This is a genomic window from Tannerella sp. (assembly GCF_052170195.1).
In the GTDB taxonomy this organism is placed as follows: Bacteria; Bacteroidota; Bacteroidia; order Bacteroidales; family Tannerellaceae; genus Tannerella.
This window is the reverse complement of sequence record NZ_JBQNAZ010000010.1, coordinates 16956-39398: the sequence shown is the minus strand read 5'-3', so window position 1 is coordinate 39398 and position 22443 is coordinate 16956. Positions and strand designations below refer to the sequence as shown.

The following is a 22443-nucleotide window of genomic DNA, read 5'->3' as shown; positions in this document are numbered from 1 at the left end:
AGAGCAATTGGGAGGATAACATCCCCCGCCCTGTGGGCACCCCCTTCAAAGGGGGAATTGCCGGGTACCTTGTATTCCCCCTTTTGAAGGGGGGAAGGGGGGGATGTCTGTCCGAGAAATGTGCTTTCCGGCCGCCGCTGCGGCTTCGGGATGCAAGGTATAGACGCCCCACGGGGCGTCTATACCTCATGCTGCTTTCAATCGCACGGTGAGCCTTCCGTTTTTTTTACGATCGGGCAGTTCGCCTTCGAACCTCCACTGCACGGGCCCCAACCAAAACTAGGATTTAAATTGGGACTGGTCGGCTTCTTTAAATCAAGCGACGCTTCGATACCGGCATGAGCGGTTATACTCTTAGATATTTCACCCGTTAGTAAGCAATTCACTTTCAAACATCCTTTGGCTGTCAGTTCGCCGCATAATCCCAACGTCGCCGTGTAAGGATTGTAGAAGTCAATCATCGCATATCCTTTAATGGAGGCTTGAGCACCCACTCCAAACGTAACGCACGGAACCGTAACAGACGTTTTGATATTGGCATAGAGCATAGCCGAGACGCCTATTTGCGGTTTGTTTCCGAAGCTGCCCCAAAATGCCGCTTCGACTCCTACGTCGAACAGGAACTTATATCCGATGCCAAGGAAGCTTCCTCCTTCATCTATGGGTGAGAAAAGCGGAATGGCCATCGACCCCATGGCATAGAATCCTTTGAACGAATCGCCGGTAAAGCAGCACGGCACTTCTCCCTGGTGTGAATAACTCAATATACGTTCCCAGACGTCTTGCGGTATCTTCTGTTCGTAGTAGCCGAAAATCATGCCACCCTTTATGTTTCCTATCACGGGCACCGAGAATTTTCCCGCTCCCATAAAGTAGAAGCCCGGGCGCCCCACCACCATATGCAAATCGCCTGAGAATTTGGCGCCGGCGATTTTCTTCTCGGTGATGGTCATATCGCCTACCAGTTGCTGATTCGGATAGTCATATCGCAGCACGAAATCCATAAAGCCGTCTTGCGGAACACCTTCTTGCTGCGGATCACGATCGGTACCCACCATTTTGATCTGCTGCTTTTGGGGGTCAATCTCCGTATCCGTTCGCAGATCACCAGCCAGTACGAAGTAGAGAGGCGACGTGCCGAATCCGCTCTTATCGCCATAGGCTCCTGTCGGAACGAGTTTGAGACGCAGGAAATCCCATTTCTCCCCTCCGGGTTTGAGGACCATATCGGCTTTTTCGATAAGGAATTCGGCATCGCCCGATCCGGGGCTGCCTCCGCCGAGACAGATCGACTGTTTCAGCTTGTCCGGGTATTCCAGATCCATCCAGATATTGTAGTTACCGGGTGAGGTGCGCTTTTTCCAGACTACGACACGGATCGGGGCGAGCTTGCCCTGTTCTTCGATGGTACCGTGCAGTTCAACCTTTCCGTCTTCGATGATCTGTACATCTTTACGTTCCATCAGCGATTTGAATGTGCCGACGTTTTCGAATTGCAGGTTGCTGGGCAGCACATCGAGTTTGAGTCCCTTGCCCTTGGACTGCTTCGTGAACATCAATTTATAATTGACGCTGGTGGGGAATTCCGGGATGCCGAAGTCGATCGTACCGTCGAGGTTGAAACCGTCGTCGTACGAGTTGATGGTCAGCGGATGGAAGTCCACCACATCGTAGAGGCGCAGCGCCTTGCAATCGTGAGCGAAGCTGATAATGCTCTCGCCGTTGCTCAGGAGGCTGATCGTTTGGAATCCGAGCGGACGGTCGAAGCACGGCAGGTTTTTGATGCTGCCGGCCGGGTTGCCAATCAGACTCAGTTTCAAGTGAGCACTCCTGTCGCTGCCGCATCTCTCATCGGCGACGAGCTGGAATTCCACGCCGCTCGTAATGTCGATCTGCGACACATTCTTGTTCTTGCCGAGCGGAATCTTCTTCGGATCGAATCCTTCGAGTTTGAAGACATCCTTGTTGAGTACGAACGTCGTTGCCCAAAGGTCGAGCGTACCGGTCCGGATGACGGCTTTGTTCGAGGAGATTCCTCCTTTCGAGGCATCCACCACACAATTTTGCGCTTCGATGGTCCAGTTTTCGAACTTCACGTCGATCTTATCGAGATTCACATCGCCTTCTATCTTGCCGGGGGTGATGGCCACTTCGGGCAGATCGATCCGGATCGTATCGTTCCGATTGAACGGTTTGAACAGCGGATTGATCAACCACACATCGGGTTTGAGACGGATCACGCCGTCGGTTCCGAGGAGGCTCCGGTTGATGGGCGAGGTGGCGTTGAACGTAACGAATTCGAACCTCAGCGGCTGCAGGTTGGCATTGTGCAGCCTGTATTCCTGTTCGCTTTCCGCTTCCGCTTTCCACGCGTTCATCTTGTCTTCGCTCACGTAGCTCTTGAACGAGGTCACCAGTCCGTTCGGCTGTCCGTCCCCCGCTTCGCTGAGGTAGAACTGATCATTCTCGAACCTAAGGTTGGCGCCGGTAAATTTGAACGACTCCGGTTCGATCCGCGCTTTGGAGCGGATCAAGCCGCCCGTCAGGCCGTCTTTGGCGATATTCAGGTACGCGTCGCCGGCATTGACCAGTTGCACCCGATAGGTATGTTTGTCCCTTTTCAGCTCAACGTTCATCAGTTTCAGACCGATGCTGAAGGCTTCGCCCGGCACTTCAAAGTACGGGCGTCCCTTGGCGTCTTTTTCGGAGTTGTTGACCTTTACCTTCAGGTCTTTAAACTCCGGATTCTGACTTATCCCGCCTTCCTTTCCGAACTGTCCAGGCGTCTTGTCTAACTGGATGGTGCCGGTGATCCGGTAGTTATCGCCGCCGTCTTCCTGCACGTCGGTCACGGTCACTTTAAAGCCGTGCAGCGTGCTGATATTGGCTTTGTAGAAGATGTCGAGGTCGAAGTCGACGGTGGCCCGGCCGTCCATGGCGTCGAAGGCGGCCTCCGTATCTTTGCCGAGCAGGTTGGCATACTCCGCGTTATTCTCCGGCGCTCCGCAATGGATCGTAGCGTAATACTTCGCCCCGGTCGGCAGTTTGTTCCCGCCCGCGTTTGCTGACGCATTCTGCTGCTTGCGGGCGCTCTTCGAGCTGCTTGCGAACGCTTGTGCCGGACTGTTGCCCGAATCGCTGACGGGTTTGATGCCGCGCAGCGTATAGCGTCCGTCGTCGTCGGCCGTCACTTGCCGCTTATTGTCGCCGTTCATCACCCAGACTTTCGCGCCGGGCACCGGCTCACCGTTTGAAGTGACGCGACCGCTTACCGTAGCGCCTTTCTTCAGGAAGACCGGATAATTGACCATTTCCTTGCTCTCGTGATTGGTCAGCTCGCCCGAGGAAGCGATGTATTCCGAGTTTTCGGGCGGGATCAGTTCGTAGCGGAAGTTCTTACCCGTGTTTGTGAATTTGAATTCGGCAATGCCCTGGTCGTTCGTTACAACCGGCTCCTCATCCGGTGCGTAGATTTTGACGGTAATGCCCTGAAGGCCGGGCAACTTCCCTATGGGTGTCCCTCCGATCGGCAGCCCCCCTCTGGTCGACCCGAGTTCTTCTTGAGGATGCACGACGATCCGGATCCGGTGTCTCCGCTCTTTGACGACTCTCTTGCCCAGATCGAGCGTATTGCTTTGATCCGTTAAACCGGGCAGCGGAACGGTATCGGGATAATAATTCAGATCTCTCGGGAGAATGAAAAGCGTATCCGTATTGTCCCATTGCCCGGTCGGCACGCGTACCGTAAATTCTTCTTTGGAGTCTTTCTGTTTCGTCTCGATCAGCCGGCTGCGGGTGGAGCGCACGTTCGCTTGTTCGGGCCGCTCCGGTGTTCCATCAAGCCCTTCTTCGGCTACCACATACCCCGTAATCACGCCGTTGGGCTCCATCAGGATCTGCGGGAAGAACATCTGCTGCCCCATCTTCAGCGTAAAACCGCCTTCCGGGAACCACCAAACGCGACGATTGAGTTCGACATCCGCCGTATCCTTCAGCCCTTTCTGTTCTCTGGCTCTAAGCAATGAATAACCGGTTGCAGAAGGATAGAGTGCGTATTCGTTTTGAACTTCTTTTTTGACTGTTAATGCAGGAGTGTTCTCCTTACACTCTTGATCCAATTTCTTTATTCTATCTCCATACTCTTTCTCAACTTTATTCTTAGAGTGTTTGTAGCGCCTATTTATACTGGCTGTGCTCTCACGCTTCATACGATGATGTCTTCCGATACCACTAGATGTTATCCTAGGGTTTGAAATTTCTTTTTGACGCTCCTTCTCTAGTTCTTCCAATCGATCCTCTTTTTCCTTGGCTAATTGCTCTATCCTTATACGACAATCCTTCTTATGATCAGAATATTCCGGATTATCATATGTAATTTCTCTTGTAAGATTCAGATTGTCGAATACGAAATAGCCCTGGTTACTTGCAGAAGTCTCTCTCGAAGCAATCACATTCCCGAAAAAGCCTTTTTCAAAATATTTATCGTAATGTTTGGTTTCTTTTTCTCCTTTGTAATTGTAAGACTGAGTAACCAAATACACCGTTCCATCTACTCCTCTGCCGAGATTTTCGGAGTCGAGCAGGCGTCCGGAAACGATGGGGTTTTTGGGAGCCATAGCGATGGGTACTTCACAGACCGTCCTTTTGAAACTGCTGGTAAAATGATACAGGTCTATATGAGTATAGCCGTGCCAGGTCTCACTGCAAGCTCCTGTTGCTCTCTCATTCCAAAGAACTCTTCCTGACTCATGTTCTCTTTTGTAATACTCGTCCGGATAGAAGATTTTATCCGTTTTAAATGCATGCTCACCGCTGCTGTCGCTGGTGAAAGTCATAATATGCAAATCATTGATGATATATGGATCATGGCGAGGCACATTGAAGTCTACCCCTTCCTTATTCCTCACCTGCTTCCTTTCAATGACACTCTTACCCGCGGCTTCGGAGTCGTACGTCTTATCGCGCGCAATCTCCACCCAAGCGCCCTCTAACGTCAGACCTTGCATGTTGATATCATTTCTAGTGGGATCGCCGATAGGTTTTACCCTCAGGATATACGAATCGACATAGGCCTTCAGCTCGCCCACGTCCATCGTGCTGTTGGGCTGGATCTCGATATCTTTCGACGGGTTAAGCCACCGGTGCTTCATGGCGTTGTTTACCACCACACGCACCGTAGCCCGAAGCGTACCGTCGACTTTCACCCCTGTAAAAAATTTATTTCCGGCTATCTCTTCTTTGTAGGCCTCCTGAGTGAATGTCGAATCGATACGGGCAAAGTCCTTGAACTCGAAGTGGCCGTCGGCATCGGTACGGGTAACCGCCAATATCTTGTTCCGGTCTTTCAATTTATCCAGCATAAGTCTTATTGCATGGAGGCTGGGCTTCTCCCCTTCTTTCTCTGACGATACCGGAGAGTTTTCTCCACTTTTATTGTTTGCACCGCTTTCAATAATCTCTTCACAATTCATTACGACCTCATTTCCCTTTTTGTCTTTCACCAGATAGGTCACCACCAGGGCGATATCGGTATTGGCCATGGGCTTTCTCTGGCTTTCGTCCACACACGGGTCGGCAAAGACGAGTCGTCCTTTGACGGTGGAGCGTGGCGGCCGGTCGTCGAGCAGCACGGCTTGCCGCTTGACGAAGAAGTTGGAGTGATCGTCTTTCTCCGCTTGCATCTGCTCTGTTCCCGTAGGAACATATTTGAAGTCCAGATATTTTTCGGTACATGAAAACTCGTTCGTATAGTATGTTTTCTTTTTTCCGTTTTCTTCCAGCTTCTGCTCGATAAAAACATGATAATGATCGTTATGCTGGAAGTTGCAGATCAACCGGTCGAACGTGACGTAGGTATGCTCCTTGCCGTCGCTACCTTCGCGGATTTCTACTTTTCCTTCCGTAATCAGGTTTTTGCCGTATGGTCCCTTAGGCTGAGAGGGGAGTATATCGCCTTCGTAATAGGGCATATCCTCGTATCCTTCGAGTCCGAACATCACACGTTTGACCTGACCGTTGACGTTAGGCGGATTCAGTTCGCGATATGTTCCTGTCACCTTATTGTCGGATCCTTTATACCCTTTCGATACCTCTACTTCGAGGGTATAACTCCATACATTATAGGTGATTTCGCCCAGATCGACGGTTTTGTCGGAGAGATTGACCTCGGTTTTTGAAAGACGTTCCTCCTTTTTTCCAAGCGTATAGTAAGGCGAGTTAAGCTCGAGGTTGAAAAACTCGTACAGATCACCGCGCGCACCGGGCCCTGCTATTCCTGCTATCTCTTGATCTTTTTCTATAAGTCCTCCATCGGGACGGCCGTAGATCGTCGCTTCGAACGTACCGTCGTCGTTGATTTTGACGGGTACGCTGTGGCGGTCGTCGTTCGGCGTGGGCATCTTGGGGCATATCGGCGAAGGCTTTCCCGTTTTCGCATCGATCAGGCGCGTGTATCGCGTCAGCGTAGCGGTAGTCGTAGTCAGCGGATATTTTTCGGGATGATGCTCGAACTTGTACAGGAGCTTCCCTTTCACCGTATATTCCACCAGATCCGACACATCGTCGAGTTCCATATAGGTAAACTCGCACTGGCACGACGAGGCAAGCACATCGGGCTTCCCCTTCGCGTCGATGACGGCGGAGAACCCGTTGGGGGTCACTACGCCCCGCATGGCGGCGATATACAGCACGTACTTTTGTCCGTCGACAAACGGCAGGCCTTTTTTGGTCTGCTCATACGAATTGCGTTCCCACACGTCTTTCTCCCATACGAGGTGTTCAGAGGCGGCCTCGCGGATTTGCAGCCGGTAGATAATGCCTTCGCCGGGCTTGGGCTGCCGTTTGGCCAGCAGGCTGCTCTTATCTTCCCAGCGCAGGTAGAAGTTGCGGGCATTGTTCACCGCAATGGCATCGGCCGGTATCTCGATCTTCGTTCCCGAGCCGGAGGCAAGGGATGTACCGCCGAGGTCGGTCTTCGCGTCGCTATTTGCCGGTTTCCGGCCTTTCGGGTCGGCGCCGGCATTCGGGCCGCTCAGCAGGTTCGGATTCAGGGTATGACCCTGCAGATAGTACGTCGATCCGCCTTCGGGAACATTGTTTGTCAGTCCTTCGAAGTTCTCGTTGCAGTTACGGCATCCGGGTACGAAGATTTTCAGACCCTCTTCGCTCACGATCGGCGGCGTTTCTTTTTTCGGCGGTTCCACTTTCACCTCTTTGCTTTTCTTGAAGGTGAACACAGCCGGTTCACTGTAGCCGTCGTTCTTGAATGTGACACCCGGGACAATCGCTGCCGGCGTGTTGACGTTGTTTCCGATGGCTCGGACTACCCACGCGTACGTTTTGCCTTCCTTAAACGCGGGATTGGCAGGGGTATAGAGATACGTCGGCACGCTGCGAACCGTCGTCTCGAAGAACGCCGGATAGGAACTGTTGCGCAACATGTCGCGGTAGTTGGCGTAACGGTCGTTCAGCTCGATGATCTTGATCATGTATTGCGTTGTGGCGGGCGCGCCGGGAGGCATCGTCCACGTAAACTGCACGGTTTGCTTCTGCTCGGGCGGCAGTTCGCTGCCGTCGTAGGGCTGGATGAGCTGCGGCGGCTCAAGCGCGCTCTGCATGGGCGGAGTCAGCATAAACGGCGGACTGCATGCCTGACTGAGCAGCTGATTCCGCTTTGCATCGTAGACTTTGAAGCAGAGACGGTAGCTGCCGTCGGGCAGACCGTCGCGCAGCACCTGCTCGCGCGTGATGCCCTGATAATTCATCGGTTCTTTGAAGATGTCGCGCAGCTCGTTGTATGTTAACGTATAGGGGGTAAAGATCGTCTGGTTGCCGGAGGGCGTTCCTTTGATCTGTACCGAAGCCGCGTGTTGTGCGCTGCCGATGACGATTTTTCCGTCTATGCTTTCGAGCGTACCCTGTACGCGCAACGTGGCATAGTCGTCGGGGTATTGCGCGATGGTGATCACGTTGCGGATCTTGCCCGGCGACTCGAAGTAGTCGGACAGCTTATTCGTGTATGGCGGTATGACCATCACCGCCTGATTGACGATCGCGTTCTTTTTACGGATTTGGAACGGGGCGCTGCAATAGGTCCCGATCACGACGGTGGAATGAGATTTGCGCAGCCGGAAGCAGAGGCGATACGTCCCTTCGGGCAATCCGTCGCGCAGCACCTGTTCGCGGGTGATGCCCTGATAAACCATCGGCTCCCTGAACACGTTGCGATAGTCGTTGTGGGTGACCGTGTAGGGCGGGAAGATAACGTTGTTTCCCGACGGCGTACCTGTGATGCGTACGGAAGCCATGTTTTGCCCGCTGCCGATGCGTATGTTGCCGTCCACCTGCTCAAGCATACCCGTCATATCCAAATCCGCCTGATTGTCGGGGTACTGCGTGACGGTAATCATGCTCTGTATTTTGCCCGGCGACTCAAGGTAGTCGGACAGCTTGTTCGTGTAAGGCGGAAGTACCTGCACCGTCTGATTGACGATGGCTTCTTTCTTTTGAATACGGAACGGGGCGCTGCAATACGACCCGATCTCTTTGCCTGTACGGGCGTTGCTCAGCATGAAGCAAATGCGGTAATTGCCTTCGGGCAGTCCGTCACGCAGCACCTGATCGCGGCTGATGCCCTGATACACCATCGGTTCCCTGAACATCTCAGTGTAATTCGTATGGGTCAGCGTGTAAGGCGGGAAGACGACACCATTTCCCGACGGCGTACCGTCGATGCGTACGGACGTCTTGAACTGCCCGCTCCTGATGCGTATGTTGCCGTCCACCTGCTCAAGCCGTCCCGTCACGTTGAAGAGCGCCTGTTTCTCGGGGTACTGCATAACAGAGATCACGCTCTGTATCTTGCCCGGCGATTCGAAGTAGTCGGACAGCTTATTCGTGTAAGGAGGTAATACCTGCACTGTCTGATTAATTACAGGATCTTTCTCCTCTATCCGGAACGTGGGACTGCAATACGTCCTGAGTTGTTCCACATTGTTCCAACCTCCGGGATGGACGAATAACGTCATACATATCTGATAGCTTCCGGCGGGCAATCCCTCACGCATAATCTGTTCGCGGGTAAAACCGACGTATTCCAGATTCTGTTCGCGCACGGCCTCCGCAATATCGCTCTGTGTAAGCATCGTAGTGACGGGAATCTGTGCCAACATGATATCACGGGGACGGGCAGGTTTGAAACTCCGTCTTGTCCTGACCATGTTTTCCGTCTCCATGTTGACGATCGCCACATGCACATAGAACGAAAGAGATGTGGCATGAATATCCTGTTTAACGATCATGGTTCCTCCTATTCTGCCGGGTGTCGAGAAATAATCCGACAACTTGTTGGTATAAGGAGGAGCCACCGGATTGACGGTTAAGGATATACGGTTATTCAGAAAATCCTGCTGCGCCTTCGCACTGCTCCATGCGGCGATGGCCGCAATGACTGCAATAAACAGCAGTCGGAATCGAAACGTTTTCAATAATCCGGAGGTAACGGTTTTACCTGTCCGGAATATTGCCGGGACCGGAAAACGATCCCTGCCATAGTCTTGTTTTTTAGAATGTGAACACATAACTTATATCTCCTCTAATTTCGTGATACGATGGAACGGCCGCCTCGTTGGCAAACCGGTTATTGATAAAATTAAAATTCATGGATACCGCATGCTGGGGATGAAACCGGTAAGCGGCGTTAAGCGCCGAGTTAACAATCAATCCGCTGTCGTCGTTGATCTTATTACTCATAACGTTGTTGCTCCAGTTCAGCGACAGCTTGTCGTCGAGGAGCGTTTTCGATACATTCAGGTTACCACCTATCATGACGTTTTCAAAGTTCTTATTCGTCATCATGGTATAATTGGCTCCGGTCGAGATGTTGAGCCGAAGCGCCGGTAGCCCGAAGTTATACATCAGCATGGCCATATACGTATCCGTATCGGTCATGTCGGATGTTTTTTTGTTCCGGTCGTCGAGCGTCGTATAGTTCAGGTTGAGCATCACCATGTGCGAGGCCGTGGCCGTGGATTTCATAAAGCGAGGCATCAGCATGAAGGTGCGGTTCACTTGATAGATCTGCAGCGAATCGCTCCCCACCGTCTTATAGGCGCGCTGGTTCGTGGAATAGTTATTGAACGAAGCGTCGACCGCCCAGTTTTCATTGACCGTATAGTTGCCCGAGAGCGAGCCGATGACGCGATGGGCCGTATTGGCCTTCGATCCGTCGAGGTTGTCGTTCTGAATCCCGAGCGAGCCGTTCAGGTTCAGCTTGCCGTCCATTAGCCCGACGGTTTGGTTGAAGGTGATGTGCTGCACGTCGTTGTTGAAGAAATAGCTTCCCATCGAGTGGAACCCGGGGTCGATACGCCGGTATTCGATGCCGGTGACGATGGACGGGGTGAAATGATAGCTCAGACTCGTTTTGAAGGCCTTGAAGTACGATGTCGTTCCGTTGACCGTGATAAAGTTATCGGCCAGTCGCAGCCAGCCGTCGCTGATGGAGTCGGGCGCGGGAGACATCCGGTCTTTGGTGTAGAAACTGTAAGACCCGTCGAAGGTGAACATCAGCTCCGGAGTGATGGCAAAGCGCGAAGTCAGCCCGAAAGCGATATTTTGCTCGGGCGTCGGCATGCCGGGCTTGACGATGGAGAGCGAGTCGAAGTCTTTCGTGCTGTCGCCGATGCGTACAACCGAAAAGTCGACAAAGCGGTTCTCCGTTCCGTAGCCCACCTTGGCGGCCCAGCCGGTGCGGGTCATCTTGGGCATCGAGTCGGCCATGGCCAGGTCGTACGTCGAGTTCTGATTGAACTTACCGTACACCGCACCTAACCTGAACTTGCCCGGACGCGCTTCGACAGCGGCCCCGAGGAAGGTGTATCCGTTGAGCGTAAACTCCGAGAAGGAGAGGTTACGGTAGCCCAGATGCAACGTCAGCCATTTGTAGGTCGGGCTGATGCCGAACTGATTGAACGGCTGACTGAAGTTTCCCTTCTTGTCGTTGTCGTACCACGTGAACGAAAACGGCATCGAGATGCCGTAGACCGTCAGCGTGGCATTGGCATTGATCCCGTAAGCAAACGGGGCCTGCCGCTCCGGGATGCCGGAGACGGAGTAGAAAGAGGAATTTAATCCGATGCTCCCGCTGATGTCGAAAGGCTTGACATTCTTCAGGTCGGACAACTCCTGCGCCTGCAACGCACAGACCGCAAACAAGCAGATAGGCGTAGCAAACATCATTTTCATATAAGTATTCATTTTCATCATATATTATTTAGTTACATATTTCACTATTCGATTGTCAGCCGTCAGTTCAATAACTCAACAATCATTTATTCAGGCTTTTAGCCCTCCTCCGAGGGGGTTGCCCTGTTTCCCAACGCCGTGCATTGGGCTGAATTAACACGCCCTTTCAGGGCTCTTACAGCCGTCAGCATTCAGCCGTCAGCTCCTGCATTTCCCCTTTGAAGGGGTAACATCCTCCTTCACTTCGCTCTTCCCCCTTTGAAGGGGGACTGGGGGGATGTTCATATCGGCGTTATGACGGACGAACACAGAGGTTCGCCCCTACATTAACTACCTTTTCCCCTACCCTGTCATTCAGAGCGTCAGCGAAGAATCTCTTTCCTTTTCCCGGCGGGATTCCTCACTGCGTTCGGAATAACATGAAGAAGCGTTCGTAATTCGTAATTTGGCATTCGTACTTCTTTACTTCTTTAACTGCTTTTGATCACTCTTGACTGCCTTTGCTGTTTTTTTATCATTCCAATAAGCAGAGTGGGCATCGGGAGGATGTATATACGGTAAAGCTATGGGTTTGCTTCGACAGCTCCCCCGATACCCAACTCAAAAGAATGAAAAGAATGAAAACAAAAATGACTAATAGCTAAAAACTAAAAGCGCATTACTAAAAGCAAAAAACGAACTACAACCCATATTTTTCTTCCGAACTAATTCTTATAGACAAATCCTTTCGTTATTTAGATATTTTTTAGCGGTCAGCAATCAGTCCATAATCAAACATTTAAACAATCATTCATTCAGGCTTTCCGCCCTCCGCTGAGGGATTGCCCTGTTTCCCAACGCCGCGCATTGGGCTGAATTAACGCGCCCCCACGGGGCTTTTTATTCATTGTTATTCATAATTTACTACTTTGGCTTCCTTATAATAAGTAGGTTATCATTTTATTTCGATATCGTGTTTAATGTTACGGATTACAGGGGTGCCGCGTCCTGCTCCAATTTTGTGAGCAGCATTCGGCTTTGCAGTTTCCCTTTCTTATCATACGTCTCTGTTTTAATGACACCCAGTCCCTTCCCTATCCAAGTAATTGACGTGGAAAGCTGTTTGCCGATGAGAGGATAATCGGCTTCCACGGTTTGGACAATCTTAAAGCAGATGTATTTCCCCATGGGCGTTTCCACGCTTTCGGCTTGTAGCGCGCGGCGGTTGAAAACGCGAAAAGTCAATGGAGGCATATCGAACGCCGCATCACCGGATTTCACCTTCATCTTGAATGTAGCCTGGGCGTCAGGCAATGTTTGCCCGGGCTCAAGTTTGCCGGGAACAATCATATCCCGCCCCGAAGCCTCCGCCTCCACGTCAATACCTTGCATCTCTTTGGGCTGCATGATACCGAGCAAATCCACGTGGAAATTGCCGTTTTTGTAGTGCAACGAGACGGTGGCATCGCTTTGTACCTTACCTTTCCGGTCTGTTTGTGTGCTGGAAACTACCGCATCCACGCTGTTTGACGCATGGGTTATCTCCAGTACTTTCTGATTGTTGTATCCCGTTACATTACCTTTGCCATCGTAGAAAGTATAGACGATTTTGGTCCCTTTTTTCAGGGCCTGATAAGGCTCGCCGTCGTCCCAGTCACGCGGGTCCCGGGCCGGAGCGCCATTGTCGGGCGGCTCAACGATGGAGGTGTTGGAGTCGGTTTTTTGAGGTTTTTTCCGTGTACTTTCTTCCGCTTTATCGAAAGCCTTATCCACCGTTTTATCCACTTTCTCATCCATCTTGCGCTCCACTTTGCGTTTAGCGGATTCTTCGGCTCTTTTTCCCAAACGTTCGAGCCAGCTCTGAGCTGCTGCATCGGTAATATTCCCTGCTGCAAACAGCAGAATAAAAAACAGTATTCGTTTTATTGTTTTCATTGTTTTTACTGTTAGATGTTTATAGGTCAGATTTCAGACGGTCTCAACTCTTTTGTCCGAATGTTATTTGCTCAATTATGGTTTCAGAAACATTTTTTTAAAAACGCCTACCACCTTCAACGGCCCTTTTACTTTTATGGTAATGGTTGGGGGAGTACCGGACGGGGGATTGGCGCCGGTGACTTCCCACTTTTCAAGTATCATTCCTGACGCTATTCCGGCGTAGGCCGTGAAAACAATCTCCCGGCCTTCTTCCACTTCATCGCCCGATTTGATCTCCTTACCGTCAATTTGGGCTGTTACATAGTAGTTTTTATCCAAGGCGAGGTTAGGGCTGGGGGAAAGAATACCTCCTGAAGATTTAACAGGGCTGAACTCCACCTTGTGTTTCTTAAGGATTTCACTTTCTCTTTTGCTGCATGAGTCTAGTAGCAGCGCAGCCAATGCCAGCAATGCGAAAATTTTAATTGTTGTTTTCATTATTCTTTTATTATCCATTATCAAATGTTTAACATTCCGATATCAAGACATTGGTTCTCCGAATGTCATTGATATTTTCATCTCGTTGGCGATCAGTCCTCCTTCGGAGGTTTGGACTACGGTCAATATTCAACTGTTTCTTGTTATTTTCCGGCTATGTACGGGTGGGCGAACACTGAGGTTCGCCCCTATCCCCATACTTAACCAATCAACAATTAAACGATTAAAACATCTCACACCCTTAAGGGCTTCACTTTTCACTATTCGTTTCTCACTCTTCACTTCTTTTGTCATTCAGAGCGAAGCGAAGAATCTCTTTCCCTTTCGGGGCCGGATTCCTCACTGCGTTCGGAATGACAAATTAATTGTCAATGGTTAATTGTTATAGGAAAACGAAAAGTCCTTCGGGTATTCATTTTTCACTCTTCACTTTTCGTTTTTCACTTTTTACTTCACCATCACCTTCGTTACGCGTTCTCCAACGCGCACCACATACACGCCTGACGGCAGCGGCAGAACATGGTCGCCGGCAGGGAGGACAAGTGTTCTCACGAGGGAACCTTCTACATTATATATATGTACTGTCTCGGTCTTGGGCAGGGCGAGGCGCAGCGCACCGTCGGCAACGTAGATGCGCAGACCGTCGATCGTTTCGTTGGCTACGGTGCGGATCACGTCGAAGAGGCACGAGGCCGAGACGCCGCTACCGTCGTTGGCCTTGGCGGTGACCGTCGCTTTGCCTTTCTTGCGAATCGTCACTAATCCGGCTCCGTCGACCGAAGCTACCGACGCGTCACTGCTCGTCCACGTGAGCGATTGGTCCGTAGCCGTGGCGGGAGCGACCGTAGCGATAAGCTGCACCCGTTCCAGATCGCCGTTGACGGTGATCGAGGCATAGTTAAGCGTGATACCCGTTACTTTGACGGCCGGTGCTGCGGCCTCTTTGACCGTTACGGCGCAGGTGGCCGTCTTGCCGCCGTCGGCCGTTTTGACGGTGATGGTGGCGGTGCCGGTGGCTATACCCTTGACCGTTCCCGAAGCATCGACCGTAGCGATGGCGGGGGCGCTGCTTGTCCACGTTACCGCTTTGTTCGTAGCCGTGGCGGGGGCGACCGTAGCCGTCAGCGCGCCGGTCTGTCCCACTTCCAGCGTCAGCGCGGCCGGAGCGACCGTAACACCCGAGACAGCAACCGTGGCCGAAGCAAGTTTTACGTTTTCCTCATTATACCAGGCGCTGCTGCCGGCTTCGTCTATCACTTCTACGTTGACATCGTATCCTTTATCCAAAGCTGGATTGATAATGGTTATGCCACCGCCGAGGCCCGTTATCGTATACGAGGCTTTGTCCGTAAGCGTAGCTTTCAAATCTGTCGGTTTAAATAAGAGTAAACCGCCTCCCCCTTTGCAATACACCTTGTATATCAGATTTTTCTGTGGTGTTTCAACGTCGGTAGCCTTCTCCCAGCTGACGGTAAAGCCATTGCCGGTGATATTGCTGATGGTTAGCTTTCCGCCGTTGCCCGGCGCGGGGGGGCTGTTGATCTTAAAGCTTTTCCAGACAGGGGCCGCCTGATACTCTGCCTCTCTGCCTTTGGGAACCTTTAGTGGCACGTTGGCGGTATTGACACCCCAGAAGGTCTTGTCCGGCACGGCAAGCGGCGTATCCCATGCTACGGTTACTTGCTGAAGCGCGTTGCAAAAGGCAAAGGCATACTCTCCGATTGTGGTAACGCTGGCCGGAAGGGTGATGCTTTGCAACACCACGCAATCGGAAAAGGCTCCCTCTCCGATTGTGGTAAGTCCGTCGGAAAAGGAGACGTTTTGCAGCACCCTGCAATTGAGAAAGGCATGCTTTCCGATTGTGGTAACGCTGGCCGGAAAGGAGATGCTTTGCAGCGCCTGGCAAGTACCAAAGGCAGAGACTTCGATTGTCTGCACACGGCTTCCGAGCGTTACGTTTTGCAGTGCATTGCAAGCGGCAAAGGCATGCTCTCCGATTGTGGTAACGTTATCCCCGATAATTACGGTTTTGATTCCGCTTTGGAAAGCTTTCCAAGGCTGATCGTTTGTAGATGCATAGTTCGGCATGGCGCCTGTTCCGGTGATGGAAAGGGTATTGGTACCGGCATTGTATTCCCATCGGAGCGGTCCGGTGTTGCCGCTGTTTTGCGCCGCAGCACCGAGGGCCGTAATCAGCCCCATGAGGGCAATGAGCCAAATGGAAATCTGTTTAATTCGTGTCATAATCATTTATTAATTTTATTCTTTTATTAATTGTCATTCTTTACTATTTTATTTCCTTCTTTTGTCATTCAGAGCGAAGTGATGAATCTTTTTCCTTCTCCAAGTGAGATTCCTCACGGTGTTCGGAATGACAAAGAGGAGGCATTCATAATTCGTCATTCTAATATGCATTCAGCGAATAATCAAACAACTCAACATGCAAACGCCCTTGGGACTTTTATTTAATCAAACTCACCTTGGCTTTGTAGTCCATGACGAGCTTGAGACGTACAACGACATTGGGCCGGATACCGGTGAGGATCACGTGCAACTTGTCATCTTTGAGCTTGTCGAGGAGTTCACCGTTGATAATGGTAAATCGTACCTTTCGCGCGGCAGTGTCTACCACGTCGGCCTTAGCGACCAGGGCCGTTCGATTATCGAAATAGAGTTTGGCCGTCCGGAACGTATTCAGATCAAACCCTTGCGGGGTAACGAGTTCGAGAGTTCCCTGCGTGATAATAAACGACTTGAGGTTCTCGAACGAAAGTCCGTTTTTTTCCAGTTCGGCAGCTACGTTCACATTCAGTATGCCGTCGTAGAGAACCTCTTCCGTCGCGCCTGCAAGTAACTCCGGAACGTCTTGCCCATCGGCATCGGTCTGAGAGAGCGCCGAAGGTTGTACATCGAACACTATTTCGCGGTTCTTGACGGAAATGTCTTTACCGAGCGCATTTTGAAGCGTCTCTTTGCATGATCCGGTCGCCAATATGATCCCTAACAGACAACCGAACGAAATCCATTTTGCTTTCTTCATAATCTGTTTTTTTACCTTGTTAATACATACCATCGCTGACAAAATTAAACAAGTAAACGACACGTGTCAATCATATAAATATATGATTTTTGCATTGCTAAAGCTTCAAAATATATTATAAAAAATAATTTATTTTAGATTCATATAAAGCTTTAAATCAATAAATTGTAAAAAATCTTCTTAAAAAATAGGAGAAAAATGAATGTTTTTGGTTTAAATATGAAATGTTTTTTCACATATAAAATCATATAAATATATGATTTTTCATTTTAGGCCGATTCCGAGAAAAGCAAAGAAAAGGGTATTTTCACGGCTTTGCCGGATTGGAAAGCGATGTGTTTTTACGGATGAGGGAAGGGATACAAAAAGAGGGGGTGCCCAAACATTGCGTTTAAACACACCCTCTCTCCGGTCAAGTCCCTATGCGAAAAGGATTACCAGCCCGGGTTTTGTTTTAGAGCAGGATTCATAACCAGATCATTGGCAGGAATAGGATGAAAATAAAGTTTATCATTCCATGTGCGCTTCTGATCTTTCATGAAGACGATGGTATGTCCGTCGTCGGCGAGCTGGGTATTGTTATTGGCTCCGTTTTCGAGCGTTTTCCCGACGTAGAGGTAATATACGCCGGGCACTTTCTGAGGCTTGGGGTTGAGCGTGAAGCATACATCAAGTTTGCCGTCGCCATTCATGTCGTAAGGCACATCGAGCTCAGGGATATAAATCCCGTCCCATACTTTCGTGGCGGCATCGCCCGCCTTCCAGCGGCAGATATCGGCCCACGAGAATCCTTCGAACGAAAGTTCGATGGCACGTTCACGGCGTATCTCGAGAATCTCCGGATTCGAAACGGAGGGAAAGAACCGGCTTTGCAGGTACGGATCGGGCGTGGTCGGTTTCTTATCCAGTCCTCCGGTGATACCGGCACGGGCGCGCAACGTCCCGATCGTCGTTTTCCAATCCTCGTCGGTAAGCGTTCCCTGCTCGGCTTTGGCTTCGGCATAGTTGAGCAACACCTCGGCATAGCGGAAGAGCGGCACGTTGTTGTCGCAGATATCGACATTGTCGTACTGCGTATCGTCGAGTGTAAACTTACACGTATGATATCCGGTGATGGCATAAGCATAATCGGGCGCGGTCTGCACCGCCTCACCTCCGCTGATACGCGTGAACCCTGGCGTGCGGATGGTCTGCGCCAAACGGGTGTCGCGGTCTTTGCATTCTTCGATGAAGGATGTTGTTTGATAACCGGCTCTGGCGGTGAAGGGGGTACCGTCACGCATCAGGTAGGTATGAACGAAGGAGCGCGTCAAGCTGGGACATAGCCCGAAGGTGACGGACGTCCATCCCCTGTTGCCGGAATGCGACACCCCCAGCTTACCATCGAAAGTAACGGCGTACAACACCTCATCAGACACGGGCTTTTGCGTCACGAAGAGCTTGCGGTAGGAACGCTCTACGCCGTCGGCGGTGTAGACGCGATATCCCGCTTTCATCACGAGGCGAGCGGCTTCTTCAGCCTCTTTGAGCCATGCGCCGGCCGATGCCGTCAAACCCGCCTCGGTATGATACTTACGAAACGTGCCTTCCCACAGACAGACGCGCGACTTAAACGCGGCAGCGACGGTTCGCGTAATGGTGGAACACGTCTCGTCACGCTCCTTCAGGATGTGTGCGATCGCAAAATCAAGATCGGCCTTGATGGAGTCGGCAATCAGAGTACGGCTGTCGCGTCCGGCATACAAACGCTCGTCGTTTACTTCGAGAGGACGGTTGATCCACGGCAGGTCGCCGAAGCGTTGCATCATCCCGAAGTAGAAATACGCACGGAAGAAACGCGCGATCCCGAGGTAATGATTGCGCGTACGGGCCGGTACGGCGGGACTGTTACAGTTTACAATGAAATAGTTGATGTTGCGCAACGTACCCCAATCCCATCCGGAGCTCTCTTCGGCGCTGAATCCGTTTTCGGTCAGATATTTGACGACTTCGTTTGTCGCAATGTAGTACGAAGTGGTGTAGCGCACCGTATAAGCGGGAAATTGATTGTAGAAAGAGTTCGTGTACATTTTCAGACCCGTCTCTGTCCGGAACACCGGCTCTTTCGAAACAGTCGCCTTCGGAAGTTCTTCCATATCGCAGGCCCATAAAAAGGCGAGCGAGCACATGATTGCATATCTTATTTGTTTCATCGTTCGTTTATTTAAAAGGTGACAGATAAACCTAAACTTACACTTTTGAGCAGGGGATAGCTGTACGACTTTCCACCTCCCTGAATGATGGAGTTTGTACCTCCGGCAGCGTTAACCATATCTTTCGCCTCGACGTCTTCGCCGTAGATCGTAGCCACGTCGAAGTTTTTCGTACGTTTGTAGAGAGGCGACCAGGTCCAGAGATTCTCGGCCGAGAGGTAGATTCTTGCCTGTTGCATCCTGACTTTCCCGGTCAGACGTTTGGGAAAGTTATACCCGATCTGCACATTCTTCAGGCGCAGATAAGCGACGTTCTGCAAATAACGCGTTTGTACGACAGACAACTCACGTGTGCCCTGCAACGCCGTATATCCGCGATAACGCGGGAAATAAGTGTTCGGATTCTCTTCCGACCAGATCTCGCCGAGCATCGACCGGGGAATATTGTTGTACGGACGGTTGTATTGTCCCCAAAACAGGGCGTTGTCAGTACCGGGCCACCAGTCCTGTTTGCCTACGCCCTGAAAGAAGGCAGAGACGAAAAGACCGTTCCAGTCGGCTCCCAAATGAATACTGTACGTATAACGCGGCGTAGTATTACCGATTACCTTGCGGTCGCCGGGATCATCGACTTTGTTCGTGCCGTAATTGATCACGCCATCGTTGTTCAAATCCTTGAATTTGATGTCACCGGGCAGCCATTTCTTCGAGTTCGAGGCATAGTAGAGCGATTGGTCGGCATGCGATTTCACGTCTTCCGGGGAAGTGAAGAACCCTTCCGTGACGTAGCCCCATACTTCGCCAACGGTCATACCCTCGTAATAATCCCAAAGATGCTTCTGTTGATTGTTGTACCGGTCGATAGTCGAGGTATAATCGGCGAGTGTCAGGCGCACATCGTACGAGAACGGTTTGCCGGCCAGCGTCAAGTGGTCGTTCCAGTTGAGAGTCAGTTCCCATCCCCGGGTGGTCATATCGGCGTAGTTACCCTTCGGCGTAGCGGCTCCGAACACAGCGGGAAGCGTGGTACCGACAGTGTACATATCTTTCGTCTTACGCACATAGTAGTCACCCGAGAAACGCATCCGTCCGTCGAGCAGGCTGAAGTCCAGGCCGGCATTAGCCGTCGTAGCCGTTTCCCATGTTAATTCGTTCGGGATGATGGACGGGTGCGAAGTAGCCTGATTAAGCTTCCCCTCAATCAAACGCGACATGCGGTAGATATGGAACAGCTCGCGATACGCATACGAACGGATGTTACCGTTGCCCAGCGAACCGTACGAAGCACGTATCTTCACATCGGAAAGGGCTTTTTTACTCACCTTCCAAAACGGTTCTTCCGAGAGTCTCCACCCGGCCGATACGGAAGGAAAGAACCCCCATTGCTGGTCGGTTGGGAACTTCGACGATCCGTCGAGCCGACCGTTCACCTCAAGCAGATAACGGTCTTTGAGAGAATAGTTGAAACGGAAGAATCCGCCTGCGATACGCCATTTCTCGTAGTCGCTGGAGAGCGTGATGCCTTCGCCGTTGGCCATATTCATATTGTCGGCATCTTCAAAAATCAGCCCGTTACGCCTTGTGTACAACGAATTGTAAACGGATTGCTCGTAGTTGTAACCCAGCATGCCTTTCAGGTAGTGAAGGTCGTTCCACTTCTTCTCATACTCGGCATAAATATTGGCCGCGAGATATTTCTTCGTCGAATGCACTTTTTGATAGTCGTTCGTCGACGATCCGAGGTACGAAATCACCCCTTGTTTCGAGCTGTAGGGCACCGGTACACGCTTTGTCTTGCTGGTGTTGTCGGTGTTTCGGTATGTTAAATCGCCCTTGACACGTAACGAATTATCAAGGAACGATGCGATGAACGAAGTAGTATTGCGCAAGATACGGTTGTCGTAATCCGTTCCGTTCTTACCGTAGTAAAAATCGCCGACACTATAAGCCGCCGCCATTGTCAGGGTACCGTCGGGATTGAACATCGGACTCATCGGTTCTGCTTCGCTCTCCAGGCCGTACCAGACGTTTCCGTCAGCTACCGTCAGCGGATTATGATACGCCATCTGCGAAAATTCCATGTTATTCTCCACCTTCAGCCACTTGAATATCTGCGCAGATCCTTTCGCTCTCACGTTCATGATACTGTAATCGTCACTGTTATAGCGGAACAACCCGTCTTGTCCGTAGTAATGCCCCGACACCATAAAATCCGCCTTGTCGTTTCCACCCTGCACTGTCACGTTGTGATCTTGTGCATAAAACTGCTTTTTATACAGGAGATCATACCAGTCCGTATTTCCATAGTACAGATAATTCCCGGCGGCATCCGTCTCTACTTCGGGCATACCCGACCCCGGACGATGCTTGGCCATTTCCCTATACCAATCGTCCGTATATTTCACGGCTTTGTGGAATTTCGAAGGCATCCGGGCATAATCATACCATGCCGAATAGGCCTCGATAAAGCGCGTGGCATACTCGTAAGTATCGGTCAGCATATCGGGTACCACAGTCGGCGACTTGACGGAGAAGTTGCCCGAATAAGTAACGGAAGTACGTTCCCTGTTCGGGTTCTTCGTTGTGATAAGTACCACGCCGAAAGCCCCGCGGGCTCCATAAATGGCTGCCGAAGCTGCATCTTTCAATACGGAAACGCTGGCGATATCGTTCGGGTTAAGCATCGCAGGATCTCCCTCGACACCATCGATCAGGATGAGCGCTGCGCCTCCCTGCCCGATCGAAGTCGTACCGCGCACGTTAAAGCTCGAGCTGCGCATCGGCTTGCCGTCAGCCAGTGTGATGTTCAGGTTCGGAACGGCTCCCTGCAAACCTTGTGTCACATTCGTCATCGGACGGTTGTCAAATACTTCGCTCGTCACCTGCTCCACCGCTCCTGTGAGATTGATGCGCCGCTGCGTACCGTAACCGACAACCACAACTTCTTCCAGCCCCTGGGTATCTTCTTTCAAGACGACATTTAACGAGGTTCTTCCCTTTACGGAAACGGTTTGTGTCACGTACCCGATGAACGAAACTTCCAACACCGCATCGGAAGGTATGCGAATCGAAAAACGGCCATCCACATCGGTACTCGTACCGTTCGTGCTGCCCTGTTCCACTACATTAGCTCCGGTCACCGGCTCACCTTTCTCATCGCGAACGACGCCGGAAACCATCATGGTTGTTTGCTGTGAGACCTGCTCACTTCCCGGAGAAGGAAGAAGAGACGCTGCGTAGAAGTCAGCAGGAGATAGCATTATCACTCCTGCAACGCATAAGTTTGAAATAAAATGTTTGTACTTTGTATATTTTTCCATGATACATCATAAATGATTAATAAAAAACGCACTTTTCATGTCGGAGAATTGATCTCTCTCTGTTTCATTTTTCTTTTTTCATTGGCATTGTATTTTAAATATTATTTGTAAAACGAGACGAAGATATATATTTTTTACACAAACCCATCCTGTTTTCCAGGATTATTTTTATATTTTTATTTGAATAAACCCAAATTACGCGATACCCTGTTCGGCGTTTACCATTAATAATGGATGTGCGAATGTACGACAA

8 protein-coding genes are annotated in these 22443 nt (G+C 50.9%); all 8 read right to left on the bottom strand.

The features are described from left to right. Nucleotides 1-197: 197 nt before the first annotated feature. Nucleotides 198-9485: a TANFOR domain-containing protein gene (locus tag ACTTKA_RS04510; protein WP_442724135.1), complete on the bottom strand. Its 9288-nt coding sequence runs from the start codon at nt 9483-9485 to the stop codon at nt 198-200. Between the two features lie 76 nt (nt 9486-9561). After that, on the bottom strand, nt 9562-11265 hold the full coding sequence (locus ACTTKA_RS04505) for a hypothetical protein (protein ID WP_442724134.1): 1704 nt from the start codon (nt 11263-11265) through the stop codon (nt 9562-9564). Nucleotides 11266-12213: 948 nt separating this feature from the next. Further along, on the bottom strand, nt 12214-13158 hold the full coding sequence (locus ACTTKA_RS04500) for a TapB family protein (RefSeq protein ID WP_442724133.1): 945 nt from the start codon (nt 13156-13158) through the stop codon (nt 12214-12216). 75 nt (nt 13159-13233) lie between these two features. Then, a complete protein-coding gene (locus ACTTKA_RS04495; RefSeq protein ID WP_442724132.1) occupies nt 13234-13638 on the bottom strand; it encodes a hypothetical protein in 405 nt (134 codons plus the stop codon). A gap of 447 nt (nt 13639-14085) precedes the next feature. Further along, nucleotides 14086-15882, bottom strand: a complete 1797-nt coding sequence (locus ACTTKA_RS04490) for a leucine-rich repeat protein (protein WP_442724131.1) — start codon at nt 15880-15882, stop codon at nt 14086-14088. A gap of 217 nt (nt 15883-16099) precedes the next feature. After that, complete coding sequence (locus ACTTKA_RS04485; RefSeq protein WP_385994818.1) at nt 16100-16678, bottom strand: hypothetical protein; 579 nt, start codon at nt 16676-16678, stop codon at nt 16100-16102. A gap of 434 nt (nt 16679-17112) precedes the next feature. After that, the gene (locus ACTTKA_RS04480; protein ID WP_442724130.1) at nt 17113-18870 is read right to left on the bottom strand and encodes a RagB/SusD family nutrient uptake outer membrane protein; all 1758 of its coding nucleotides are present in this window, start codon (nt 18868-18870) and stop codon (nt 17113-17115) included. A gap of 11 nt (nt 18871-18881) precedes the next feature. Next, nucleotides 18882-22052 carry a SusC/RagA family TonB-linked outer membrane protein gene (locus ACTTKA_RS04475; protein WP_442724129.1) on the bottom strand — a complete coding sequence of 1057 codons (3171 nt, stop codon included), beginning with the start codon at nt 22050-22052 and terminating at the stop codon, nt 18882-18884. Nucleotides 22053-22443 lie beyond the last annotated feature (391 nt).